This is a genomic window from Pseudomonas viciae, from assembly GCF_004786035.1.
Lineage (GTDB): Bacteria > Pseudomonadota > Gammaproteobacteria > Pseudomonadales > Pseudomonadaceae > Aquipseudomonas > Aquipseudomonas viciae.
The window spans coordinates 4645879-4668547 of sequence record NZ_CP035088.1; the positions used below are offsets into that span (position 1 = coordinate 4645879).

A 22669-nucleotide genomic window follows, 5' to 3' on the forward strand; every position below is an offset into this window, starting at 1 on the left:
TCAATCCCATGTACAGCTCAGCGGAGCGAGCCGAAACAGCGGAATACCTGCGCAAGGTCAGAGACCCGGCGACCTACTACGCCATGGATTGTGAAACGTTCCTGGCAACCAAACGAGGGTGGGAGCAATATCCGAGCATGGCGGCCGACCCCGTCAACCTTGTGATTCAACAGGTAGCCACGCAACGCGACTGCTCAGCCGGAAGCGCTCCCGCACCAAGCGTTGCTACAGTCCCCCCGACTACCGTGACGTCAGTGGCAACGCCTGTACCCACGGCGAACCAGACGGGGACGTTGGGCCTGCACATCACCGCCGTTACACCGACGGTGGCTCGGCAATTCGGCTTACCCACCGTCAGCGGTGTATTGGTCTTGGGGCCAGTGCCGGGAAGTGGTGCTGAAAAGGCAGGTATGTTGGCTGGCGATATCGTTTTGCAAGTTGCCGGGACTTCGGTCAATAGCCCAGCCGAACTGACCGCCGTCACCCGCCGCATTCGACCTGGTTTCACGGCGCCGCTGAAGGTGTGGCGTTACCGGGCAACCATCGACGTGCTGGTGGAAATAGGTGGCTCATCGGACGTGGCACAATCGGTAGCACCTGCGCCTCCGGCAGCCGTCGCGCCGAAATCGGGGCCCTCCCTGGCCATCGCGTGGCGTCCTTTGGCGGGTAAATAACTACCCGGCTGACCTCCATGGACAGTACGGTTCAGGTGTTCTCGTTTTGCGTCCGCTCGTAGGCATTGGTCATGACCTCCCAGGTCTTCGCATCAGCAGGAATCAGATGCTCAATGCGCAATGAGCTCATTGTGATATCGAGCGGCATGCCGAATGTGGTGAACGTTGACATGAACTTCAGCTCGCCATGGGGAGAGTTGATTCGCGTCAGCAACAATGGCAGCAGTTCTTCAGCCAGCGTTGAAAGGCTGTTCGGAACCGGCAGGCTCTTCAGAATCTCAGCCAGTGTGGAGTTGCTCGAAGCTTCTCGAGTTGCCCGTTGCCAGGCCACTGATCTTATTTCCTCCGCATTGCACAAATGGTCGCCCAAGCCGCCCGGTTGTAAGAGTGTCACTAAGAGGTTCAGCCCTTCTGCCGCGTCTTTGGCAAGGCCCACCAAATCGAACAAAACGCCAGTGCTGGCGTTGGCTGCAAGAACCTCCCAGTGACTGCCCAAAACAATCGCCGGAGCTGGATTGTTGGCGTGAAGTACATGATGAATGGCATCACGTACCACTTCCATTGACGACGATGTGAGCGGCGTCGTTTCGTAGCGAGGGGCATAGCCACTAGCGAGGAAGATGTCGTTGCATCGCTCCAAGGGAGCATCCAGGGCCGTCAGCAAGTTATGTAGAGTGCCAGGGCCTGGCTTGGCGCGCCCCGTCTCGATGCAACTGAGATGACGCTGAGATATCCCAGCTATCAGCGCGCAGTCCAGCTGACTTAATCCGGCTTGTTGGCGCAAATGACGCAGTTGCGCGCCAGCAGAAATTGGCGGCGTAGTTCGAGAAAAAGGTCGACTGCTCATGCGTTGACTCTGGCATTGCGGGTGGGCGGCGTCCATGACCTCAGAGGTCATTGAAACCATGACTGTCATATCACTAGCCTACCTCTACCGATCGATGATCTTGCCCAAGGAGGTAGAGTGAAGAAACCTTACATTGCACTTGTCACGCTGCTGCTTTTTTCCCTGTACACGACGAGCACTTTGTTTCTCGCCGAGCAATCGCTCCTGGCGTTCGGCATCAGGCTCATGTCTAGCCCAGACACCGCGCAGGTCGTCATCGACCTTTATCTGCTCGCTTGCATGGCGTGCATCTGGATGTACAGAGACTCACGCGCGAAAGGCAGGTCGTTCGTCTCGGTGCTGCCTTACTTGCTGATCACCGTGATCTTCGTATCGATCGGCCCGCTGCTGTACATCGTCATTAATGGATTTGCACACAAGCCGTTGGCGACAACCACTGAGTGAGACATCGAAAATTGCACCGTTCGCTCTTACGGCAAAAAACGTATCAGCGCTTTAGCTGAGCACCAGAAAAGATGCACTGGCTCGAACCACGCGCTCCTCTCCAGCTCTGATATAAGTATTGGCAAATACCAATCGACTACCGGTTTTTTGAATATCTACGGCAGCCTCCAACCAATCGCCGATCTTGGCGGAGCCAGCGAAATCAGTAGTCATCGTGGTCGTCACGAGCTTAAGAGGAGGATCTTTCGAGAAAGCTGCGCTGTAGCCTAGTGCGATATCAGCCAGCGCCATGAACAATCCTCCGTGAGCGAGTCCACGCGCATTGGTGTGTTTCTCCTCCACCCGAATCCCAACGGTAAAACCTTCGGAGTTTTCCCGATAATAAAAGGGACCCAGCAGGTCAAGGAAAGGGCTGCTACGAAATAACGGTTTGAAATCCTGTGGGATATCCATTTCACATTCCTTTACCCGTTAACCCGACAGAGTTCCTGGCGACGACCGTGGTAACTTGTCGTTCACCGATGAATTGACCCATTTGGCTCTGCTCAATTCGACCCCAACGCGGCCTTTTTCTCAAGCCAATTCCCACGCGTCATCTCCCAGATATCCTTAAGCAACGGCCCACAAACAAACTCCCCCTGCTGCGTCGCAATCATGCGCATGCCTTCATGTTCCGAAACCCTGCGCGAAGCATGGTTGCCCACCGCCTTGGGCACTTGCATGACGGGACGTTCCAGCGTTTCAAACCAATAGGCGTTGATCACTTCGCAGGCCTCGCGCATGTAGCCTTTGCCCTGCCATTGAGGCGCCAGCCAGAAACCACGGTTGTTGCCTGGCTGGTCGTACAGGCTGATGCTGCCGATGCTGTGTGCAGGATCTTCGGCAAGGCGGATCATCCAATGCCATTCGCGCCCCATCGCAATGGCAGGGAGCGCGTGGTCGCGAACGTAAGTCAGCGCGCCGTCATCCGGGTAAGGCCAGGGCACGCGGCTGTCCAGGTAACGGACCACTTCCCAGAGGGGAAACAACCGTTGAATCGCCGGTGCATCCGTCAGCTCCAAAGGCGTGAGGATGAGGCGACGGGTGTGCAAGGTGGGGAGGGTTTCCATCATGAAGCTCCTTTTCAAACGTTATGGCGTCCTTGGCAAACAACGCTAAAAGTTATCCGTCACCTTGCACAGTTTGCTTTCCTTCAAGGGTGAAGGGGAAAACGCGCCCGTCCCCACGGGCGTTTGTTGAAGCGTCACACCGCACTTATAAAGCCCTGCGGCGTCCAGTTGGTAATCCACGCCAGCCTTAGGGACAAAGCTGAACATGTTGTAGCAGCGAGCACCAATGTAATGAAAGGCGATGGGTTTCCCGGCGGGCACCAACAGCTCAGTCATAACCGTGGAAGATGGGCGCTCGCTGGTCGCCGGCATGCCCAGGCTTTCTCTGTTGCGATTGGCGTAGCCATCCCGGAACGCCACCATGACGCCAGCGCCCGGCAGGCGGAAGTCGACGCAATCGGACTTGGGCACGCCCCTGACCATGCCATCGCTGATGACCCGCAAGCGTGCGGTCTCGCCACCGTCAGGCGTTGAATAGGGCGTGGAGAATGAGCGGACATCCGTCAACGCGCCACATCCGCTGAGCAGGGCCAGGACACTGATGCTCAAGGCGGGCAGCACGCAAGACGACACGTTGCGCGAGCAGGTGTTAATTCGAAAGTTGAGGGCGCGCGGCGATTGGCTCACGATGATGCTCCATGCGGGTCAGATATCCAGGGGGCAAGACGATCAAGAAAGTCGTGATGTCAGCGCGGGATTTTATAGAGGGTTCGAAGGCTCGCTGCAATGCCTGTCCTGACCTGGGGCAGTTACCGGTCAATGGATGGGAGAGCCGGCTTATAAACGCCCACACAAACATCGCCGACCCCGACCTCAACAGTCCACGAGCCGTTTTTATGCAAACTGTTCCGGGTAACGCCTAGCCTGGAATATGAGTGTTCGTGCCATCGAACCTCTTGTATTTCCAGCTGAATCCGTCTCGCTGCACAGGCGCGAAACTTTTAAACCAATCCACCCAATTACTCGCCGAAGGCATCCACCAGCCCTTGACGGTATTACCCCAGTGAGCGAGTCCCAGCTCGGAAACCAGGTAGTGGCTATGGCTCACACAGTTCTGGTACTGGGTTTTGGCACTAGGAAGATTGGGCCAGAAGGCATCGTAGGAGGTCTTGGTTTTCTTTAGCTTGGCTTCAAGCTGCCGATACTTTTTCACGAAAGCTTTATTCACACCGATGTAATAGACATAGGTGGTCGCGCTTCCCGTGGCGCGAGCCCAATCGGTTGAGCCAAGAGCACCTGTATCGAATACCCACCCGTCGTCACTGATACCCGTCAGGGTGATGTTTCTGCCGTCGACGAGAAAGGTCGTGGCGTGCCCATCTTCGACAAGCTTGCCCAGTGTTTTTTTCCAAGAGCCAAGACTGAAAGGGCTGAAGCCTTTTCCTACGCCGCTCCAGGTAAGTATTGAATAACAGATCCCGAAAATCCCTGCTGCTCCGGGGATTGTCTCTAAACCGGCTACCAACTCAGTTCCTTTCTTGTTCGCCATTCCATGACTCCCTGGACACCGTGCAATAAGTACCGATGAGGTCCTGCTGATCAGAAAAGACTAGGACAGGGTGAGTAATGGCGCCAGGCCATAGAGCTAGAGGGGACAAGCTAGGTATTTCGACGCCATGAGCTGGTATCGTCAAGTTATCTATACTGGCTTCCCGGACGAAAACCAGAGCGTGAATAATGCCCCTCACCCGCCATCAAAATCCGCCCATCATTTTGGTCCCAGCTCAACAAAGCGACTCGGACGATCTGGTGGACATTCGAATCGAGGCCATGCGCGAAAGCCTGGAGCGCGTGGGGCGATTTGATCCCCTGCGCGCGCGCGAGCGGTTTCTTAGTGGTTTCGAACCTCGCTACACACGCTACATCGAACTGCAGGGAAAGAGGGTTGGGTTCGTTGTAGTCAAGCCTCTCAACAATGAGTTCTTGCTTGACCATTTGTATGTAAGACCAAGCGCACAAGGATCAGGAATAGGCGCTGCTGTTCTCAATCATATTTTCAAAGAAGCGGATGCAGCCGCGCTCCCGATAAGGGTTGGCGCCCTTAAAGAAAGTGCCTCGAATCGCTTTTACGTCCGCCACGGTTTCCAATTCGTCGAAAGCAGTGAGTTCGACAATTATTATGTCTGGCAGAGCGCTTGCGCGACTGGCCCGACTCGCTAGCTGGCTAATCGACGCAAGTCAACGCAGGATCAACACCGCAGCGACTGCAATCACGGCCACCACACCGAAGACCATTCGCGCGATCCAGGGCGCGGTGAGCCAGACGCCAGTCACCCCGGCTATCTGGCCCACGTTCTTCTCGGTCAAACGGAAACTCGGCTCCCGGAAAGGGTTGCCGCAATGCGGACAGGCATAGGCCTTGTCGGAAATTCGGGAAGCGCATTCGGGGCAATCGATCAGGCTCATTGTGCAATCTCAGGGCGAGTGGAATTTGGGTTTACAAAAGACTACCCGTTTCCGGTTTTTGTTCTGGATCAAGCTTAGCTTTTTAGATTCCGCTGTACGGAAACGCGAACGGCCTCATGGAAAATCCATAGCTGTTCACGCCCGAACACCCACTCCCCTTTGCACCACGCTAGGTCTGCTCCTGAAAATACCCTCCTATTACTGCGCAGGTTTTACGCGATGCATAAGGTCGTTCAACACATAGGTGTCCAGAAAGGCCTTTACCTGCGTGATCTGGCCGTCCTTGAATGTCATGTGCCACAAGTAGGTGTTTTTGTAGGGTTGGCGATCCAATGCGGTTGCTTCACCGCTCCACAGAACGACCACAACGTCCTCCTCGGCAACAATGCTTTGGACAGTGGGAGAAATCGCGGTCGCCAGCCGAGCCGTGATGGGTCGTACGGCCTGCTCCAGCAAGTCTTTTTTGCTGTTATACACACCCGATACGGGGCTTGATCCGGTCACGGTCCATATGGCGTTGGGCGCCAGCAGATCGAACACAGTGCCTTTGCCTTGCTGCCAGTTGGTGAACGCTTGGCGCACCCTATGCGCATTGGCGTCCTGAGTCATCGTTTCCGAAGCCCAGACCGGGCTCGTTGAAAGTACCCAGTACAGGGCGACAGTCTGAAGGCGCAAAGTCGAACTCATCCGTATGGTCATGATGTTGCCTCATAACAATGCAGTTGATAGGAAGCTCTTGAAGAGGAACCTTAGCGGCATGCACTTGAATGCTGTTGCTCGATACTGTTGCGAATTTGCCTGATGCTGTCTGGCGAAAAGTTCTGACGCGACTAGAGGGTACGAGTCGCACGAAATACCAACCTTCAACGAGGCACTTTATTCGTAGGTTTGCTTCATTCCGAGAGAGATACTGGTTTCCAGAATCGCCCAGCCAGCCAGCGACTTACACTCAAGGCCCAGGCAAGCAAAGCGATCAATCCGACACCCAGCAGCATCCCATTCACGCCCATGCTGCTGATGAGCCTGCCGGCGATAAAGGGAAACCCGAATACGCCAATAAAATAGGAGAGACTGAAAAGCAGGAGTGCCTGTGCGGTCAGTCCAGGTGGCGCCTCGTTGGCCGCCAAGCCATTAATGACCGAATAGTTGAGACCATAACCGATCCCAAGTATGGCAGCGGTCAACCCATAACTCAGACTGTCATGGACCCACACACCGAACCCCGTCACGGCGATCAACATCAGAGTGGTCAATAGACAGGAAGTCGCGAAGGGGTCACGACTGACGACCCACCCGGCAATCAACAACCGACAAGCGATAGCCGCCCCCATGAAACTGACGAAAAACAGGGAGTAGTCAAGCCCCTGGCTCGCTGCATAACTTGTCTGGAAACTGCCCAGGCCGCCGAAAATCGCGCCCCCTAGACCCACCATCAAAATGGACAACGCTGAACGTGAGCGTAGAACATCCGTCGCCGATCTCAGCCCCATCCGAAGCTTGTCGCCAGACCGGCGCTCCAACTCGGCGAAGCCAGTTCTCAACCACCAAAAATACAAACCACCCAGCAACGCCGAGGCCGCAGCACAGAAGAAAGCCGTCTGAATGGGCAGTCCTGCATAGCTTGCCAACTTGCCTGTGAGAGGGCCGCTGCCGATCCCCGTCAACATGCTCCCAGACAAAAGCGCGAAGCAATGAGTCCGCCTGGCTGGCTCGACCATCGCGGCCACCATGATGGGCCCAACCGTGTAAAACAGCCCCCATCCAATCCCCAGCATCATTCCACAAGCCAACAAGGCGATGCCAAGACCCGACAGCAGAGCAAACCCCATTGATGAAATGACCAGAAATACGGCGCCAAGGGCCATGCACGGTGCCGCGCCTACGCGCTGCATCAAATGCCCAGAGCCGACTACAGCTACCAAGGTACTCGTCATGGCAACGGCAAAGACTTGTCCTGCATCGCGCTCAGTTCCCCCTAGGGAGGACACTAGCAGCGAGACCAGGAAGGTGACGCCGTAAGAAATGGACAGAAGAAAACTGGCTACGCAAAACAGGCCGAATCGATGGGAGGGCCTGCCGTTGGAGAGCGCTGGCATCGGTGTTTTTCCAGGCGTTGAACAGGCCTTTTTGTAGCACGGCTAAACGTGGGGATAGTCATTGCGATGGTGGAGTCAAGGTTAGGAAATTCGCACCTTTTGCGCTGAGGGCGTATCACCTGGGCGCCATTGCCCATATCGTCATTTTTCAGACGGCAGAAACCACAAAGCCCCTGATTTTCTTGGAAAACCAGGGGCTTTATGTATATCGAATGTGGCGGTGAAGGAGAGATTCGAACTCTCGATACAGTTTCCTGTATACACACTTTCCAGGCGTGCTCCTTAAGCCACTCGGACACTTCACCGTATCTCGACAAACTGTTCAGTCTGTCGAGGCGCGCTAATGTAGTCGAAAGCTTTTCCGATGGCAAAGGTTTTTTTCAGAATTTTCATGCGGTTAAGCTTGGTCAGGCATTTTAAACGCACCTGGGCAGGGCAAACCGGCCAATCTTCGGGGCTGTGCAGGCGCAGCTCTATAGATGAAGGCTTGGCGGGATGGGCGGGCCAGGCTGTTTGCGGGGCTTGGGGCTGACCGGTGAGTCAGTCACGGCGCTTTACCTGGCCTGCGACGGTGGGTAACGTCTGCGTCACTTCTCTTACAAGGAATAGCGTCATGAGCGACCTGATTGCCTACCATCTCGAAGACGGTATCGCGACCCTGACCTTGAACAACGGCAAGGTCAATGCCATTTCGCCGGATGTGATCGCCGCGTTCAACGCTGCTCTGGACCAGGCGACAGCGGATCGGGCGGTGGTGATCATTACCGGGCAGCCGGGGATTCTGTCGGGCGGTTACGATCTGAAGGTGATGACCGCCGGCCCTAAGGAAGCGGTGAGTCTGGTCACGGCCGGCTCGACCCTGGCGCGTCGTCTGTTGTCGCACCCCTTCCCTGTCGTGGTCGCGTGCCCGGGGCATGCGGTGGCCAAGGGCGCGTTCCTGCTGCTGTCGGCGGACTACCGCATTGGTGTGGACGGGCCGTTCAGCATTGGCCTGAATGAGGTACAGATCGGTATGACCATGCACCACGCGGGTATTGAGCTGGCCCGTGATCGTCTGCGCAAGTCGGCGTTTCATCGCTCGGTGATCAATGCCGAGATGTTCAACCCGCAGAGTGCGGTAGATGCTGGCTTCCTCGACAAGGTGGTGTCGGTCGAGGAGCTGCAGGGTGCGGCGTTGGAGGCGGCGCGTCAGTTGAAGAAAATCAACATGACGGCCCACAAGAATACCAAGCTGAAAGTCCGCAAGGCGCTGTTGGATACACTGGACAGTGCGATTCTGCTGGATCAGGAGCACATGGGCTGACGCTCCCTGGTCACTCAAGGCTTACACGGGTCACCGTGGCGAGGGAGCAAGCTCCCTCGCCACGGTGTAGTGACCTTCCTTAAGCCCTTAGCGTTGGGCATTTTTCCTACGTGCGTCGTTTAAAAGCCCGCAACCGCTCTAGGCCGCTTCTGTCGCGTTATTTGGAAACATGCGCTTAAACATCGTCCATTTCCTACCTCTATAGGGACAATTGCCGAAAACAGTGCACATCCGTACACTGCGCCACCTTTTGTCCCGATGGGGCCTGTAGATGCTGTTTGTATTGCGTATGTTGTTGATGGGCCTGAATTTTGTCCTGGCTGGCGTACTCGGGGTGATTTTGGGGCTGTGCCGGCCGTTCAATCCAGACAACAGCCGTTTATGCGCAAGGTTGTACGCATTGCCGGCCATGTGCATTTTGCGCCTGCGGGTCCGGACGCAGGTCGACACGCTGGTGGATAAGCCCAACGGCTGTGTGATCATCGCCAACCACCAATCCAACTATGACCTATTCATGTTCGGTAACGTGGTGCCGCGCCGTACCGTGTGCATCGGCAAGAAGAGCCTGAAATGGGTGCCGCTGTTCGGGCAATTGTTCTGGCTGGCGGGCAACGTATTGATCGATCGGGGCAATGCGGTCAAGGCGCGCCGGTCGATGCTGACCACCACCCATACCTTGCAGAACGAGGACACCTCTATCTGGGTATTCCCGGAGGGCACGCGCAATCTTGGCAAGGATCTGCTGCCGTTCAAGAAAGGCGCCTTTCAGATGGCGATTGCTGCGGGAGTGCCAATTATCCCGGTGTGCGTCAGCAGCTATATCAAGCACATGCGCCTCAATCGCTGGCGCAGCGGTGACATCCTCATACGTTCATTGCCGGCAATTCCTACGGTGGGACTGAGCATGGATGACATGCCCAGGCTCATGGCCCAATGCCGCGAGCAGATGCGCGAGTGCATCGCGACAATGGATCGGCAGTTGCAAGCCGCTTGAATGGAAAACCCGCCCCACGGCGGGTTTTCTTTTGCCGTCGAACTACGCAGATTTTGCTGACTCTCAAGCAACAGGGCGCGCTAAGCTGAACGCTGCCTGCCACTGCCATTTTCACAATAAGAAGTGAACCACCATTATGGGTAGAGTCGTTGCTGCTGCGGTTTACAGCGCCGGAAAAAAAGTCACCGATATCACCCTCGACGAAGGCAGCGCCTGGGCTGCCAAGCCTGGTCATTTTGTCTGGATCGGTCTTGAAGAGCCCAGCGCCCTGGAGCTGACCAACCTGCAGCGTCAGTTCAATTTGCATGAGCTGGCGATCGAAGATGCGATGGAAAAGCACAGCCGCCCCAAGCTGGAGACCTTTGGCGATGCGTTGTTTATCGTCACGTATTCGCCGATACGCAAGGACGGCAAGCTGCTGTTTATCGAAACCCATATCTTTGCCGGTAAGGGCTACATCATCACCGCCCGTAACGGTCACTCAGCTTCCTACGCCCACGTCCGACAACGCTGTGAGGCGCGTCCTCTTTTGCTGAAACACGGGGAGGACTTCGTACTCTACGCCATCCTTGATTTCGTGATTGAAAACTACCAGCCCATGGGTGAAGCGATTCATGCCGAGATCGATGAGCTGGAGCACAACGTAATGTGCAGCTCCCTGAACGAGCGGGACATCCAGAACCTGCACAGTTTGCGCCGCGACGTATTGCGCCTGCGCCGTTATGCGGCGCCGATGGTGGAGATCAGCGAAGAGTTGCAGAGACTGGACTTCCCCTTCATCGACAAAAATATGAGTCCATATTTCCGTGACGTGCAGATTCATGTCACGCGGCAAATGGAAGACCTGACAACCCTGGCCGACATCGCCAGCCAGACCATCGAAGTCGGTGTGTTGCTCGAAGCGTCACGCCAGAGCGTGGTGCAACGCAAGTTCGCGGCCTGGGCGGCGATCCTCGCATTTCCCACGGCAGTGGCCGGGATCTATGGGATGAACTTCCAGGATATGCCGGAATTGAGCTGGCAATATGGGTATTTCGCGGTGCTTGGGGTTATCGCGGTGGGATGCTCGTCGTTGTGGTGGAGTTTCAAGCGTTCGGGCTGGTTGTAGGCGAGCTCCCACATTAGTAATGATCTTTAGCCTTGGGTGGCTTCGGCCTGCGGCTTGTGAGCGACGAACCGCATCATCCACTCCGCCACCGTCGTACCGTGGTGCTCATGGGCCAGGCTCGCCACGCCCTGGCTATAGATCTGCTCGCCGAGGTGTTGCTGGCGAATCTCCAGCAAGGCGCGGGAATAATCGTGGATGAATTCCGGGTGGCCCTGGAAACACAGCACCTGATCGTTGATGTGATAGGCGGCGAACGGGCAAAAATCGCTGGAAGCGATGACCGTGGCGTTCTCGGGCAATTGGGTGACCTGGTCCTGATGACTGATCAACAGGGTGAGTTCTTCCATCACTGGGCTCATCCACGGCGCCTTGGCCGCGAGTTTGTAGCGATGGGTGCCGACACCCCAGCCCTGGGTAGCGCGCTCGGTCTTGCCGCCCAGCAACAGCGCCAACAGTTGATGACCGAAGCACACGCCCAGCAGCTTGTCACCCCGCTGGTAGCGGTCCAGCAAGTAAGTCTTGAGCGTTTGAATCCACGGATCGGTACCGAAAGAATCAGCCTTGCTACCGGTCACGAGATAGGCGTCGAACTGTTCATCATCACTGGGGTAGTGGCCTTCCATCACGTTGTACACAGTGAACTCGGCCGCCACAGGTTGTTGTGAAAACAGGCGCTGGAACATCTGCCCGTAACCCTGATATTGATCGACCAGTTCCGGACGCAGGATATCGGTTTCCAAAATGCAGATGCGTAGCGACATAAAAAATACCTGACACGATGATGGGAATATTGCACACCCCAAAGCCTGCCCTGAACACGGTCCCAAGGCAAGCCCCTCACCAGGTAGTCAGAACAGTTCCTGCCTGGCTGCTTTTTCCAGCAACAAGGTCGGCGGTGAGAAACGCTCGCCGTATTGCTCGGCCAAATACTGCGCTCGCGCGACAAAATCCCGCAGACCGTACTGGTTGATGAACTGCAACGCACCGCCAGTCCAGGCCGCGAAACCAATGCCGAGGATCGATCCAACGTTGGCATCGGCCGTCGAGGTAAGCACCCCCTCCTCTACGCAACGCACGGTTTCCAAGGCTTGGATAAACAGCAGCCGATCACGGATATCCTGCGACGAAATCTGCCCGTCGGCTTTCTCGAAACGGCTTTTGAGCTGCGGCCAAAGGTACCTTTTCCCGTTGGCCGGGTATTCATAGAAGCCAGCGCCGGCGGCCTTGCCCGGCCGCTTGTATTCGTTGAGCAGCAAGTCAATCACAGCGAACGCTGGGTGCTCAATCGGCGTTTTCCCTTCAGCGTGCAGGTCCGTGGCGGTTTGCGCGCGGATATGGCTCATCAGGTTGAGAGAAACTTCGTCAGAGATCGCCAACGGCCCGACCGGCATCCCGGCCTTGCGCGCTTCGGTCTCGATCATCGGGGCGCTCACGCCCTCGCCGAGCATGGCGATACCTTCATTGATAAAGGTACCGAAGACCCGGGATGTGAAGAAACCGCGACTGTCGTTGACCACAATCGGTGTCTTGTTGATTTGCAGGACGAAATCAAAACCTCGAGCCAAGGTTTCATCGCTGGTGCGGGCGCCCTTGATGATTTCTACCAAGGGCATTTTTTCCACGGGGCTGAAAAAATGCAGGCCGATGAACTTCGCCGGGACCGGCACCGCCATGGCCAGGCCGGTGATGGGCAAGGTCGAGGTGTTGGAGGCGATCACCGTGTCATCGCCCGCCACGGCTTGGGCAGCGGCTGATACCTTGGCTTTCAGGGCACGGTCTTCAAACACCGCTTCGATGATCAGATCGCAACCGGCCAGGTCAGCATCGCTGGCCGTGGCATGGATCCGCTCCAGGGTGGCTTCGCGCTGTTCGGCGGTGAGTTGGCCGCGAGCGACCTTCTTGTCCAGCAGCACCGCCGAACGGGCCTTGCCCTTCTCAGCGGCGCTCAGGTCGACATCCTTGAGCACCACTTCAATGCCGGCCAAGGCGCTGACGTGGGCAATGCCGGCCCCCATCATGCCTGCACCAAGCACGCCGACTTTCTTTGTCAGATAGGGCGCAAAACCCTGTGGGCGCGAGCCGCCCGCCTTGATCTCGTTGAGCTGGAACCAGAAGGTGCCGATCAGGTTCTTGGCCACCTGGCCGGTGACCAGCTCGGTGAAATAGCGGGTTTCAATCAGATGGGCGGTGGCGAAATCCACCTGGGCGCCTTCCACTGCGGCGCAGAGAATTTTCTCCGGTGCCGGCAGGCAACCCTGGGTCTTGCTACGCAGGATCGAGGGCGCAATCGCCAGCATTTGCGCGAGTTTCGGGTCCGACGGCGTGCCACCCGGAATCCGATAGCCCTTCGCATCCCATGGCTGGACCACGCCGGGGTTGGCGAGAATCCAGGCCCGGGCTTTGGCCAGTAACTCGTCGCGATCCTTCGCCAGTTCTTCGATCAAGCCCGCCTGCAGCGCCTGTTGCGGGCCGACCTTCTTACCCTCGAGCAGATACGGCAAGGCCTTTTCCAAACCGAGCAGACGCACCATCCGTACCACCCCGCCGCCACCCGGTAACAGGCCAAGGGTGACCTCCGGCAGGCCGATCTTCACCGACGGATGATCCAGCGCCACGCGATGATGGCAGGCCAGGCAGATCTCCCAGCCGCCTCCGAGGGCCGCGCCGTTGATGGCCGCCACCACGGGCCTGCCCAGGGTTTCCAGGGCGCGCAGTTGCGCCTTGAGGCCCAGCACCATTTCGTAGAAAGCCTGGGCCTGGGGCTTGCCGACCTTGACCAGTTCATTGAGGTCACCGCCAGCGAAAAAGGTTTTCTTGGCCGAGGTGATGATCACCCCGGCAATCGAGTCTTTTTCGGCGATCAAACGGGCGACGCAGGCGGCCATGGCCTCGCGGTACACAGCATTCATGGTATTGGCGCTCTGCCCCGGCATGTCCAGGGTCAGGACGACGATCCGGTCCGGGCCGGTTTCGTAACGGATGGCATCGGTCATCAAAAGTGTTCCTTGAAGTCGTGGCTCAGAGGCGCTCGATAACGGTGGCAATGCCCATGCCGCCGCCGACACACAGGGTCGCCAGGCCATAGCGCAAGCGCCGCACCTCCAACTCATCGAGCAAAGTGCCGAGGATTGCGCACCCCGTGGCGCCCAAGGGATGGCCCAGGGCGATGGAGCCGCCGTTGACGTTGACCTTGGCGGGGTCGATGGCCATGTCCTTGATGAACTTGAGCACCACCGAGGCGAAGGCTTCATTGACTTCGAACAGGTCGATGTCCTCCACCCGCAGCCCGGCCTTGGCCAGGGCCTTGCGGGTAGCCGGCGCCGGGCCGGTGAGCATGATGGTCGGGTCGGTGCTGGTGACGGCCGTGGCGACAATCCGCGCCCGGGGTTGCAGGCCCATCGCACGCCCCTTGGCTTGGGAACCGATCAGCATCAACGCCGCACCATCGACGATGCCAGAGCTGTTGCCCGGCGTGTGTACATGGTTGATCCGCTCGACATGGCTATAGATCCGCAACGCCGTCGCGTCGAAACCCATTTGCCCCATGGCTTCGAAACTCGGTTTGAGCTTGCCCAGGCCTTCGAGCGTAGAGTCGGCACGGATGAATTCGTCGTGGTCCAGCAGCACGATGCCATTTTGGTCCCGCACCGCTACCAGGGATTTGTCGAAAGAACCGTCAGCCCGGGCACGTGTGGCTTTTTGTTGCGAGTTCAGCGCATAGGCATCGACATCTTCGCGGCTGAAGCCCTCCAGGGTGGCAATCAGGTCGGCGCCGACGCCTTGAGAAATGAAATGACCGTGCAGGTTCGATTGCGGGTCCAGGGCCCAGGCGCCACCATCGCTGCCCATAGGCACCCGGGACATGGATTCGACGCCACCGGCAACCACCAGGTCTTCGAACCCGGAACGCACTTTCATGGCGGCCAGGTTCACCGCCTCCAGGCCCGATGCGCAGAACCGGTTGAGTTGCATACCCGCGACACTGACATCCCAGTCGGCCACCAGGGCGGCGGTCTTGGCGATATCGGCGCCCTGCTCACCCACCGGTGTCACGCAACCGAGCACAATGTCGTCGACCTGACTGGTGTCCAGGCTCATGCGCTGCTGCAAGGCACTGAGCAGGCCGCCCATCAGGTTCACCGGTTTCACACTGTGCAAGGCGCCGTCGGCCTTGCCCTTGCCGCGAGGCGTACGCAATGCGTCGAAAATCAAAGCTTCGGTCATGACATCCTCAAACCACGGGGATAATGCGATGCCTCCAACCATAAGCCCGGCAGCGAAGGATTCAATGACCACAGTGCTCAATGACGTTGACGGCCACGCTCAGACGAACGGTAGCGAGCTATCGGGTTAACCGATTCAGGTGAGCAAGCTGTCTAGCCAAAGGGCCTTCAAGAAGATGGCAATGGGCCTCATGCCATTTAAATAGCAATAAATTCAGTATTGATACGAATTGGATCTAAGCCAAGGCGACTGCGGCCCCTAATGTAATCCTTGTACAAGAACAGTCGTCGGGTTTTGCCGAGGCGCTTGTCATACAGGAAGTGCAACGCCAGCCGTCATGGATATGCAGGCTGGCCTCAGGAAATAACAATAAAGGCGGGTCAGCCATGTTCAAACATTCGAAAGTTCGTCAAGCCGGACTCATTCTCTTTGCCACGACGCTGCTGTTGATTGTGCCGAATATCACCAAGGTGATCGGCTGAGTCCTGCGCGCGGGCATCTGCATTCTCAATATGTTGTGTCGCCAAAAAATGTGACGGGTTTATTGTTCGAGCCCCAGGGGCTGTGCCAACCTTTACGGCACTCCCTCGACATGGAAGGCGATCCACTTGAAAGCTCTCATTGTGATCGGGGCGTTGCTGCTCAGCACGCCCCTGTATGCCGCACAGCTGGTGCTGGAGCTGGGCGCGAAGACGCGCACCTGGCAAACCGAAGAACTGCTCAAGCATCCTGAAGCCCAGACGGTCCAGATCGCTGACGACGTTTCCTACAAGAAACCGATGAGTTATCGCGCCGTGCCGCTGACTGCACTGTTGACTGGCGTGCAGTCGGACGACCACCTGCAGGCCGTGGCGCTGGACGGTTTCGCCGCCGAAATGCCCGCTGCGCCGTTACTCAACAAACGTGGCGCCCGGGCCTGGCTGGCCATTGAAGACCCTGCCAAACCATGGCCCCCACTGGGTGAAGGCAAACACAGTGCCGGGCCTTTCTATCTGGTTTGGACCGACCCGCAGGCGGGTCATATCAGCCCCGAACAATGGCCGTACGCGGTGGCGAGCATCAAGCGCCTGTCAGCGGTGGCTGAACGCTTCCCAGCCCTGCTGCCCGCAGCCAACCTGGCCAAGGACGATCCGATCAACAAAGGGTTTGAGCTGTTCCAGAAAAATTGCCTGGCCTGCCATCGCCTCAACGGTGCCGGCGATGCGCAATTCGGCCCTGACCTGAACATCCCCTTCAACCCAACCGAATACTTCTCCGGGGATTTCCTCAAGCGTTATATCCGCGACCCGCAGGGCCTGCGTCACTGGCCCCAAGGCAAGATGCCGGGGTTCTCGGCGGCGGTGCTGCCGGATTCGGAGCTGGATCTGTTGGTGGGGTATCTGAAGCATATGGCGGGGCGTAAACAGCCTTTGAAGCAGTGAGCTTGCCCCCGCTGCCCCGCTGACAGGGCTGCGCAGCAGCCCCTCAAATAGCTTGCGAGCGCTTCGCACTCGAGCGGGAGCAAGCTCCCTCGCCACAAAAGCCCGCTCGCCACGCGGCTATTGTCGTTGCACCGTAAGCACCGGGGCCGGTGTCACGACCTTGGCATGCATCTGCTCACCGCCACCACCGCGGCGCATGCCGCGCACTGGGCAGGCGTCCAGGTAATCCAGACCCACCGCCAGTTTCAAGTGTCGCTCGGGACGGGCCAATTGGTTAGTCACGTCGAAGCTGTACCAGGCGTCGTCGAGCCATGCCTCGGCCCAGGCATGGCTGGCCAGGTGTTCGCTCTGCTCACTGAACAGATAGCCTGACACATACCGTGCCGGCACGCCCAGGCTGCGGGCGCAGGCCAGGAATGCGTGGGCGTGATCCTGGCACACCCCGCTACGGCTGGCAAAAGCCTGGGCCGCGCTGGTCTCGACTTCAGTGGAACCCGGGGTGTAGACCATGTGCTGGTTCAACCCGTGCATCAGGTCGATCAACGCGGTGCGATCGCGGCGCTGCTTGCATTGCTGCGCGGCGAAAGCTCGTAGCGCCTCGTCCGCTTCGGTCAACCGGGTGAAGCGCAGGAACGGCAGCGCCGACTGGCTCTCATGTTCGGCTTCACGCAACGGGTCGATGTCCACTTGGCCACGGGCACCAATGATGACCGTTTCGTGGGGCTCGTCCAGGGTCAGTACATGAAGGATGTTGCCGAACGGATCCAGCTGCGCACGTACCGGCCGTGGCAGATCAAGCTGCCAGCTCAGCACATGCTGGCGCTCGCTGTCGTGGGGTGTCAGGCGCAGGTACTGGATGCTGGCGCGAACCTGGTCTTCATAGTGGTAGGCCGTTTCGTGGCTGATTGAGAGTCTCATATGACCTCCAGGTAGGAACTGTGAATGGCGTTGCCCAGTTCGCGGACCAATGGGATGAATTCGGTGAGCCAGGCATGCAGGCCCCCGTCGAGGATTTCGTTAATCCCGGTGTAGCGCAGGCGCGCGTCCATTTCCGCGCCCAGGCGTTGTGCCTGCCGGCCGTTGGAGCCTGGTAGGCTCGCGAGGATCTGCTCGATTTCTTCGGTGCAGGCCCGCAGCGACCGCGGCACATCGGCGCGCAGCAGCAACAGTTCAGCCACATGACGCGCGCCCGGGGCGTCACGGTAGATTTCGGTGTAGGCCTCGAAGGAAGACAAGGCCCGCAACAAGGCGCTCCACTGGTAATACGCGTGGGCCGTGCCGTCGCTGACCGTGTCGGCCTGGTCACCGGCCATCTCGTAACGGGCGTCTAGCAAGCGCAGGGTGTTGTCGGCCCTTTCGATAAAGGTCCCCAGGCGAATGAACCTGAACGCGTCGTTACGCATGATGGTGCCGTAGGTTGCGCCTCGAAACAGGTGAGACCTTTCCTTGATCCACTCGCAGAAACGGCTCATGCCGTAGCGACTCAAGCCTTGCTCGGCGATATCGCGAATTTCCAACCAGGTGGCGTTGACGTTTTCCCACATGTCGGCGGTGATTCGCCCACGCACCGCGTGGGCACTGGCGCGCGCGGAACCGAGGCAGCTGTAGATGCTCGCCGGGTTGGCCGCGTCCAGGGCAAAAAAATGCAACAGGCGTTCGGCGTGCAAGTCGCCGTGTCGCTCCCGGTAATCATCCAGCGTGCCGGTGATCAGCAGCGGCATGGCCAATTCGTGCAGGCCATCGCCGCGCCCGTCCTGGGGCATCAAGGACAGCGAATAACTGACGTCGAGCATCCGCGCGAGGTTTTCCGCACGCTCCAGGTAACGCGACATCCAGTACAGGTCCGAGGCGGTTCTACTTAGCATGGCAGCTCCTCAATCCTCGACCACCCAGGTGTCCTTGGTGCCACCGCCCTGGGACGAGTTCACCACCAGCGACCCTTCGCGCAACGCCACGCGCGTCAGGCCGCCCGGCACCACACGGGTTTCCCGGCCAGACAGGACAAACGGCCGCAAGTCGATGTGGCGAGGGGCAATGCCATTTTCGACAAAGGTCGGACACGTAGAAAGCGACAGCGTCGGCTGGGCGATGTAGGCGTGCGGCTTGGCCTTGATGCGTTCGCGGAAGGCGTCGATCTGCGCCGTCGTCGCCGCCGGCCCCACCAGCATTCCGTAACCGCCGGAGCCCTGGGTTTCCTTGACCACCAGATCTGGAAGATTCGCCAGTACGTGGGAAAGTTCAGCAGGGTTACGACACTGCCATGTAGGGACGTTCTTCAGGATCGGCTCTTCGTCCAGGTAAAACTTGATCATGTCGGTGACGAACGGGTACACCGACTTGTCGTCCGCCACGCCCGTGCCGATGGCATTGGCCAGCACCACGTTGCCAGACCGGTAGGACGACAACAGCCCTGGCACCCCGAGCATCGAATCCGGATTGAAGGCCAGTGGATCGAGGAACGCGTCGTCAAGGCGACGGTAGATCACATCCACCGCTTTCGGCCCGTCGGTGGTGCGCATGAAGACTTTGTCGTCGCGCACGAACAGGTCGGCGCCTTCTACCAGTTCCACGCCCATCTCCCGGGCCAGGAACGCGTGCTCAAAGAATGCACTGTTGAAGCGCCCCGGCGTGAGCACCACGACGCTGGGGTCATCCAGTGGGCTGGCGCTTTTCAGGGTGTCGAGCAGCAGGTTGGGGTAATGGTCGATGGGGGCGATGCGCTGGGCGGCAAACAGTTCGGGGAACAGGCGCATCATCATCTTGCGATCTTCAAGCATGTAGCTGACGCCACTGGGCGTACGAAGATTGTCTTCAAGTACGTAGTACGTGCCATCGCCGTCGCGCACCAGATCGACGCCGCAAATGTGGGCATAGATGTCGCGGTGCAGATCCAGCCCTTGCATCGCCAGTTGATATTGCTCGTTGGCCAGCACCTGCTCGGCGGGGATGATGCCGGCCCGGATGATTCGTTGCTCATGGTAGAGGTCGGCCAGGAACATGTTCAGTGCCTTGACCCGCTGGATGCAGCCACGCTCGACGACCCGCCATTCGCTGGCGGGAATGCTGCGCGGGATAGTGTCGAAAGGGATCAGGCGCTCCGTGCCCTGCTCGTCCCCGTAAAGCGTGAACGTAATGCCGGCGCGATGAAACAACAGGTCCGCTTCGCGTCTGCGTTGTGCCAGAAGTTCGTCTGGCGTTTCGGCCAGCCAACGTGCAAACGCCCGATAATGCGGGCGGACCTGGCCGTCGGCCTCGTACATCTCGTCAAAACCAGTGCGGATCATGCCGTACTCCTTGTCACCCTGGCATCAGGCTTCGCAAGGCCCGTGCCATCGGCATAAACGCTTTATGATCAACGGGTTGGATTATCCACTGAGAGGCTGCGCACTCTTGTAGTGCGGCAAATCCCCCCACCCCGCTGCCCCCGCTTCATTGCGGCGCAGGGCCGTCGCTCCCCTGAGCATAGACACGGAAAAACGCCATAGCCTGGCTTGGATACAGTTAGGTACAAAACCTGGGGGTAAGATCGCTGACATGAAAACGGCCGACACAAAGGTCAGCCGTTGCTCTGGTTGCAGTGAGTGAAGTATCAGGCCTGCAAGCGCCGAATCTCTTGCTTGACGCCCCAGCCCTCGATGATGCCGCCCAACGGCTCAACCACGGCCTCAAAGTCTTGCTCGAAGTCTCCGATATCGTCGTAAGTGGCATACATCACCCGGCTCAGTTCCAATGACCAAGCCCCGTCGTCCCGTGCACTGATCTGCGCGTTCAGCGATTCGCCCCGAAATTGACCTGCCGCCCTGCGCGCCCGCTCCTCATCCGGGAAAATGGCGTAGAACTCGATGGGATGGAATTTTGAGAAATCGAAACCGCCTTCTTTCATGCGGCGCAACACACTGGTGCTGATGTCTTCTTGATAGGCTGTGCTCATGAAACGTCCTCCTAAAACCGATGGATAGACTTTCCGTCTTCCCGCGCAGGCAACCCGTAAGTTGCAGGCGTTACGGCATCAAATTACCGTCGGGACACAAGCATGTAGCTGACAAGACCGGACCTAAGCGATCCTTTCGCTGATCTCACTTGCAGAGTAGCCGCAAGTCGTGGCCACTGCCAAGCGGGGCCAGACAACGATTTTCATGAAATCGGTGTAATGCTGATGATTTCGATGCTGTGCTGGGACTTGAGGTTCTTGACCGTCGGGTCTTCAGTGCGCCCCTCCAGGTCATTGAGGTCCAACTCGCTGGCCACTGGAAACAGCCGTCCGCGAATCAGTTGTGCGGCCTGTTCCATGGTGGGCTCCTGGTCACAGTCGAACAGTTCTTCAGTGGTGTCGCCGTGATCATCCACGAAAGTGATTTCCCACTTCTGCATCGGTGTCTCCTCGATCAATTCAGGGCCTGGCTTACCTCTATCTCGACATTGAGGGCTGAACAATCGTTCCGCTGGGTTGTTGGGCGGCACACATGAAAAGACCGCCTCATGGGCGGTCTCCTGATGCAACCATGGCCGATTACTTTTCGGCGCGCTCCTTCAGCGCTTTCAAGGTGTTGAACGGCGCATCCACCACGAACTTGTTAGCCAGCCAGGACGGTACATCGCCACCGGGTTCGGTGTGGACCTGGTACGTCACTTCGACCTGGTTCGCGCCCTTGGGGGTGAATTTCCAGAAGCCGTCGACCTGGGTCACTCGTACAAAGCCCTTCTCTTCAGGCACGTAGGTCGGTACGCCTTTGAGATTGCGGGTCAGGCTGCCATCCGCGCCATCGACGGTGGTGACTTCCAGCACCGAGTCTCGGGAAGTGACTGGCCATGGCGTATTGAACTGAGTGTAGGTCCAGCTCTTGTCACCTTCGTGCTTGAGTAGCTTCTGGCTCTTGCACTCATGAATCCAGGCGCAGGCACCCGGGACATCTTCCTGCAGGGCCCGCAACTTGGCCATGGTGGTCTGCATGACAGTCACGCCGCGGTAGGCCTTGTACTTGGAGCCAGCCACTTCACTCAGGGATACCTTGATACCGTCCTTCTCCTTGGTGACCTGCCAGTCCTCTGCCTGAGCGCTGGCGGTTGCCAACAACACGGTCAAGCCACACAACACAGCCATACGATGCAGCGAACCCATAGTTTTTTCCTTATTGTCCAAGTTCTGATCATTGACCCATTACGCTGCCGTGACTTGCTCCCACCAACCGATCAGTCGGATGGCGTCTTCGCTGCTGCTGCCACAGACCTCGATGTCGGCCTCGAACGCCGAGCACACCGCGGGGCGTTCCGGCTGGCCGAAGATCCGGCACAGATTGTCGACCGACAACTGCGCGCAGCGTTCTCCCGCCGGTTTGCCTTGGGGCATGCCAGGGATCGGGGAACTGATGGACGGGGCGATGCAGCAGGCGCCACAGCCTTCACGGCATTTCATGACGACAACATCCTCACGACAGGTAATGGTTGGTAACAGCGCACAGAGTAACGGCTAAAACACTCGTTTAAAATTAAAGTCCGCAGGTTTTTTCGCCCACGGCGAGATGACCGAACGGTCAGCGACGAGCTGCATGCATGGCAAGGTTCACTGCTTGAATTCGAACTCCAGTGCCGCGCCTTCCACTTCATTGCGCTCCTGATTGCGCAGCGGCAGTTGCATCTCATTGCTCAGCAAACGCCCATTGAGTTGGAACGGTCCGGGTTTCTCCCCGAACATGGACGGCAACAGTGGCTGGTTTTTAGCTGACTGCACCTTACCCGGCGGTTGCAGTTCCTCGACCATGTCATGGGGCAAGCTCAAATCCAGCTTGGCCGCTGGTAATGGAGTCTTGGCAACCTCATGGGCGGATTTGCTCTTGGAAGCGATGGGCGCGCGTTTTTTCTTCGCCGCCGTTTTTTTCGCGGGAGCCTTCTTGACCACCGCCGTTTTTTTCGGCGCATTACTCGTCGCGCTGGCGACGGGTTTCTCCTGCGCCGAAGCCGCCACGACGCCTCCCGTATGGAAGGCGGTCAACAGGCCGATCAAAACCCAGGCAGCAGGAGCAATGGCTTTCATAAACACAACGGT

At 58.1% G+C, this 22669-nt stretch carries 26 protein-coding genes and 1 tRNA gene; 7 read left to right on the forward strand and 20 right to left on the reverse strand.

The window, feature by feature from the left end:
* Nucleotides 1-254 precede the first annotated feature (254 nt).
* Nucleotides 255-674 carry a S1C family serine protease gene (locus EPZ47_RS30145; protein ID WP_158296373.1) on the forward strand — a complete coding sequence of 140 codons (420 nt, stop codon included), beginning with the start codon at nt 255-257 and terminating at the stop codon, nt 672-674.
* 31 nt (nt 675-705) lie between these two features.
* Here the strand turns inward: EPZ47_RS30145 and EPZ47_RS20190 are convergent, their stop codons facing one another.
* A complete protein-coding gene (locus tag EPZ47_RS20190) occupies nt 706-1521 on the reverse strand; it encodes a helix-turn-helix domain-containing protein (protein ID WP_135846413.1) in 816 nt (271 codons plus the stop codon).
* Nucleotides 1522-1638: 117 nt separating this feature from the next.
* On the opposite strand from EPZ47_RS20190, the gene EPZ47_RS20195 reads away from it, so the two are divergent.
* Complete coding sequence (locus tag EPZ47_RS20195) at nt 1639-1965, forward strand: DUF2834 domain-containing protein (RefSeq protein ID WP_135846414.1); 327 nt, start codon at nt 1639-1641, stop codon at nt 1963-1965.
* A gap of 51 nt (nt 1966-2016) precedes the next feature.
* On the opposite strand, the gene EPZ47_RS20200 is transcribed toward EPZ47_RS20195, so the two are convergent.
* From EPZ47_RS20200 to EPZ47_RS20215, 4 genes are all read right to left on the reverse strand, one after another.
* Nucleotides 2017-2418 (reverse strand): PaaI family thioesterase, encoded by a 402-nt coding sequence (locus EPZ47_RS20200; RefSeq protein WP_135846415.1) that lies wholly within the window; start codon nt 2416-2418, stop codon nt 2017-2019.
* Nucleotides 2419-2510: 92 nt separating this feature from the next.
* Complete coding sequence (locus EPZ47_RS20205; protein ID WP_135846416.1) at nt 2511-3074, reverse strand: GNAT family N-acetyltransferase; 564 nt, start codon at nt 3072-3074, stop codon at nt 2511-2513.
* Between the two features lie 45 nt (nt 3075-3119).
* Nucleotides 3120-3701, reverse strand: coding sequence for a hypothetical protein (locus EPZ47_RS20210; RefSeq protein WP_135846417.1), 582 nt, complete (start codon nt 3699-3701; stop codon nt 3120-3122).
* Between the two features lie 232 nt (nt 3702-3933).
* Nucleotides 3934-4563, reverse strand: coding sequence for a hypothetical protein (locus EPZ47_RS20215; protein WP_135846418.1), 630 nt, complete (start codon nt 4561-4563; stop codon nt 3934-3936).
* Nucleotides 4564-4751: 188 nt separating this feature from the next.
* Between EPZ47_RS20215 and EPZ47_RS20220 the strand changes: the two genes are divergently transcribed.
* Nucleotides 4752-5234 (forward strand): GNAT family N-acetyltransferase, encoded by a 483-nt coding sequence (locus EPZ47_RS20220; protein ID WP_135846419.1) that lies wholly within the window; start codon nt 4752-4754, stop codon nt 5232-5234.
* An 18-nt stretch (nt 5235-5252) separates the two neighbouring features.
* On the opposite strand, the gene EPZ47_RS20225 is transcribed toward EPZ47_RS20220, so the two are convergent.
* The 4 genes from EPZ47_RS20225 to EPZ47_RS20240 all read right to left on the reverse strand — a co-directional run bounded on the left by EPZ47_RS20225 (nt 5253) and on the right by EPZ47_RS20240 (nt 7881).
* Nucleotides 5253-5480: an integrase gene (locus EPZ47_RS20225; protein ID WP_003204158.1), complete on the reverse strand. Its 228-nt coding sequence runs from the start codon at nt 5478-5480 to the stop codon at nt 5253-5255.
* Between the two features lie 198 nt (nt 5481-5678).
* The gene (locus tag EPZ47_RS20230) at nt 5679-6167 is read right to left on the reverse strand and encodes a nuclear transport factor 2 family protein (RefSeq protein ID WP_135846420.1); all 489 of its coding nucleotides are present in this window, start codon (nt 6165-6167) and stop codon (nt 5679-5681) included.
* Between the two features lie 206 nt (nt 6168-6373).
* Nucleotides 6374-7576: an MFS transporter gene (locus EPZ47_RS20235; RefSeq protein WP_135846421.1), complete on the reverse strand. Its 1203-nt coding sequence runs from the start codon at nt 7574-7576 to the stop codon at nt 6374-6376.
* A 215-nt stretch (nt 7577-7791) separates the two neighbouring features.
* Nucleotides 7792-7881, reverse strand: a tRNA-Ser gene (locus EPZ47_RS20240).
* A gap of 308 nt (nt 7882-8189) precedes the next feature.
* Between EPZ47_RS20240 and EPZ47_RS20245 the strand changes: the two genes are divergently transcribed.
* The 3 genes from EPZ47_RS20245 (at nt 8190) to EPZ47_RS20255 (ending at nt 10981) form a co-directional block, all read left to right on the forward strand.
* Entirely contained in the window at nt 8190-8879 is a 690-nt protein-coding gene (locus tag EPZ47_RS20245) for a crotonase/enoyl-CoA hydratase family protein (protein WP_135846422.1), read from the forward strand.
* Between the two features lie 271 nt (nt 8880-9150).
* Complete coding sequence (locus EPZ47_RS20250) at nt 9151-9873, forward strand: 1-acylglycerol-3-phosphate O-acyltransferase (RefSeq protein ID WP_135846423.1); 723 nt, start codon at nt 9151-9153, stop codon at nt 9871-9873.
* Between the two features lie 136 nt (nt 9874-10009).
* Complete coding sequence (locus tag EPZ47_RS20255) at nt 10010-10981, forward strand: magnesium and cobalt transport protein CorA (RefSeq protein ID WP_135846424.1); 972 nt, start codon at nt 10010-10012, stop codon at nt 10979-10981.
* Between the two features lie 26 nt (nt 10982-11007).
* Here EPZ47_RS20255 and EPZ47_RS20260 read toward each other — a convergent pair whose 3' ends face one another.
* From EPZ47_RS20260 to EPZ47_RS20270, 3 genes are all read right to left on the reverse strand, one after another.
* Nucleotides 11008-11742, reverse strand: coding sequence for an amidotransferase (locus tag EPZ47_RS20260; RefSeq protein ID WP_135846425.1), 735 nt, complete (start codon nt 11740-11742; stop codon nt 11008-11010).
* A gap of 87 nt (nt 11743-11829) precedes the next feature.
* A complete protein-coding gene (locus tag EPZ47_RS20265) occupies nt 11830-13974 on the reverse strand; it encodes a 3-hydroxyacyl-CoA dehydrogenase NAD-binding domain-containing protein (RefSeq protein ID WP_135846426.1) in 2145 nt (714 codons plus the stop codon).
* 25 nt (nt 13975-13999) lie between these two features.
* On the reverse strand, nt 14000-15205 hold the full coding sequence (locus tag EPZ47_RS20270; protein ID WP_135846427.1) for an acetyl-CoA C-acetyltransferase: 1206 nt from the start codon (nt 15203-15205) through the stop codon (nt 14000-14002).
* A gap of 608 nt (nt 15206-15813) precedes the next feature.
* On the opposite strand from EPZ47_RS20270, the gene EPZ47_RS20275 reads away from it, so the two are divergent.
* Complete coding sequence (locus EPZ47_RS20275) at nt 15814-16626, forward strand: c-type cytochrome (RefSeq protein ID WP_135846428.1); 813 nt, start codon at nt 15814-15816, stop codon at nt 16624-16626.
* A 117-nt stretch (nt 16627-16743) separates the two neighbouring features.
* On the opposite strand, the gene EPZ47_RS20280 is transcribed toward EPZ47_RS20275, so the two are convergent.
* The 8 genes from EPZ47_RS20280 to EPZ47_RS20315 form a co-directional block, all read right to left on the reverse strand.
* A complete protein-coding gene (locus EPZ47_RS20280) occupies nt 16744-17544 on the reverse strand; it encodes a transglutaminase family protein (protein WP_135846429.1) in 801 nt (266 codons plus the stop codon).
* Nucleotides 17541-18491 carry an alpha-E domain-containing protein gene (locus EPZ47_RS20285; protein WP_135846430.1) on the reverse strand — a complete coding sequence of 317 codons (951 nt, stop codon included), beginning with the start codon at nt 18489-18491 and terminating at the stop codon, nt 17541-17543. Before EPZ47_RS20285 ends, EPZ47_RS20280 begins: the two co-directional genes overlap by 4 nt.
* Nucleotides 18492-18500: 9 nt before the next feature.
* Complete coding sequence (locus EPZ47_RS20290; protein WP_135846431.1) at nt 18501-19910, reverse strand: circularly permuted type 2 ATP-grasp protein; 1410 nt, start codon at nt 19908-19910, stop codon at nt 18501-18503.
* 305 nt (nt 19911-20215) lie between these two features.
* A complete protein-coding gene (locus EPZ47_RS20295) occupies nt 20216-20557 on the reverse strand; it encodes a ribonuclease E inhibitor RraB (RefSeq protein ID WP_135846432.1) in 342 nt (113 codons plus the stop codon).
* A 203-nt stretch (nt 20558-20760) separates the two neighbouring features.
* Nucleotides 20761-20997: a hypothetical protein gene (locus EPZ47_RS20300; RefSeq protein ID WP_135846433.1), complete on the reverse strand. Its 237-nt coding sequence runs from the start codon at nt 20995-20997 to the stop codon at nt 20761-20763.
* Nucleotides 20998-21136: 139 nt separating this feature from the next.
* A complete protein-coding gene (locus EPZ47_RS20305; RefSeq protein WP_135846434.1) occupies nt 21137-21745 on the reverse strand; it encodes an START domain-containing protein in 609 nt (202 codons plus the stop codon).
* A gap of 39 nt (nt 21746-21784) precedes the next feature.
* The gene (locus EPZ47_RS20310; protein ID WP_135846435.1) at nt 21785-22039 is read right to left on the reverse strand and encodes a YkgJ family cysteine cluster protein; all 255 of its coding nucleotides are present in this window, start codon (nt 22037-22039) and stop codon (nt 21785-21787) included.
* A gap of 147 nt (nt 22040-22186) precedes the next feature.
* Complete coding sequence (locus EPZ47_RS20315; protein ID WP_135846436.1) at nt 22187-22657, reverse strand: translation initiation factor 2; 471 nt, start codon at nt 22655-22657, stop codon at nt 22187-22189.
* Nucleotides 22658-22669 lie beyond the last annotated feature (12 nt).

Bases quoted from the DNA above. Each gene is read 5' to 3' on its own strand.
- EPZ47_RS20300 (WP_135846433.1), bottom strand. From the start codon at position 20,997: ATGCAGAAGTGGGAAATCACTTTCGTGGATGATCACGGCGACACCACT.
- EPZ47_RS20285 (WP_135846430.1), bottom strand. From the start codon at position 18,491: ATGCTAAGTAGAACCGCCTCGGACCTGTACTGGATGTCGCGTTACCTG.
- EPZ47_RS20255 (WP_135846424.1), top strand. From the start codon at position 10,010: ATGGGTAGAGTCGTTGCTGCTGCGGTTTACAGCGCCGGAAAAAAAGTC.
- EPZ47_RS20295 (WP_135846432.1), bottom strand. From the start codon at position 20,557: ATGAGCACAGCCTATCAAGAAGACATCAGCACCAGTGTGTTGCGCCGC.
- EPZ47_RS20200 (WP_135846415.1), bottom strand. From the start codon at position 2,418: ATGGATATCCCACAGGATTTCAAACCGTTATTTCGTAGCAGCCCTTTC.
- EPZ47_RS20220 (WP_135846419.1), top strand. From the start codon at position 4,752: ATGCCCCTCACCCGCCATCAAAATCCGCCCATCATTTTGGTCCCAGCT.
- EPZ47_RS20245 (WP_135846422.1), top strand. From the start codon at position 8,190: ATGAGCGACCTGATTGCCTACCATCTCGAAGACGGTATCGCGACCCTG.
- EPZ47_RS20225 (WP_003204158.1), bottom strand. From the start codon at position 5,480: ATGAGCCTGATCGATTGCCCCGAATGCGCTTCCCGAATTTCCGACAAG.
- EPZ47_RS20305 (WP_135846434.1), bottom strand. From the start codon at position 21,745: ATGGGTTCGCTGCATCGTATGGCTGTGTTGTGTGGCTTGACCGTGTTG.
- EPZ47_RS20235 (WP_135846421.1), bottom strand. From the start codon at position 7,576: ATGCCAGCGCTCTCCAACGGCAGGCCCTCCCATCGATTCGGCCTGTTT.
- EPZ47_RS20230 (WP_135846420.1), bottom strand. From the start codon at position 6,167: ATGAGTTCGACTTTGCGCCTTCAGACTGTCGCCCTGTACTGGGTACTT.
- EPZ47_RS20310 (WP_135846435.1), bottom strand. From the start codon at position 22,039: ATGAAATGCCGTGAAGGCTGTGGCGCCTGCTGCATCGCCCCGTCCATC.
- EPZ47_RS20315 (WP_135846436.1), bottom strand. From the start codon at position 22,657: ATGAAAGCCATTGCTCCTGCTGCCTGGGTTTTGATCGGCCTGTTGACC.
- EPZ47_RS20215 (WP_135846418.1), bottom strand. From the start codon at position 4,563: ATGGCGAACAAGAAAGGAACTGAGTTGGTAGCCGGTTTAGAGACAATC.
- EPZ47_RS20280 (WP_135846429.1), bottom strand. From the start codon at position 17,544: ATGAGACTCTCAATCAGCCACGAAACGGCCTACCACTATGAAGACCAG.
- EPZ47_RS20265 (WP_135846426.1), bottom strand. From the start codon at position 13,974: ATGACCGATGCCATCCGTTACGAAACCGGCCCGGACCGGATCGTCGTC.
- EPZ47_RS20270 (WP_135846427.1), bottom strand. From the start codon at position 15,205: ATGACCGAAGCTTTGATTTTCGACGCATTGCGTACGCCTCGCGGCAAG.
- EPZ47_RS20205 (WP_135846416.1), bottom strand. From the start codon at position 3,074: ATGGAAACCCTCCCCACCTTGCACACCCGTCGCCTCATCCTCACGCCT.
- EPZ47_RS20290 (WP_135846431.1), bottom strand. From the start codon at position 19,910: ATGATCCGCACTGGTTTTGACGAGATGTACGAGGCCGACGGCCAGGTC.
- EPZ47_RS20190 (WP_135846413.1), bottom strand. From the start codon at position 1,521: ATGAGCAGTCGACCTTTTTCTCGAACTACGCCGCCAATTTCTGCTGGC.
- EPZ47_RS20250 (WP_135846423.1), top strand. From the start codon at position 9,151: ATGCTGTTTGTATTGCGTATGTTGTTGATGGGCCTGAATTTTGTCCTG.
- EPZ47_RS20260 (WP_135846425.1), bottom strand. From the start codon at position 11,742: ATGTCGCTACGCATCTGCATTTTGGAAACCGATATCCTGCGTCCGGAA.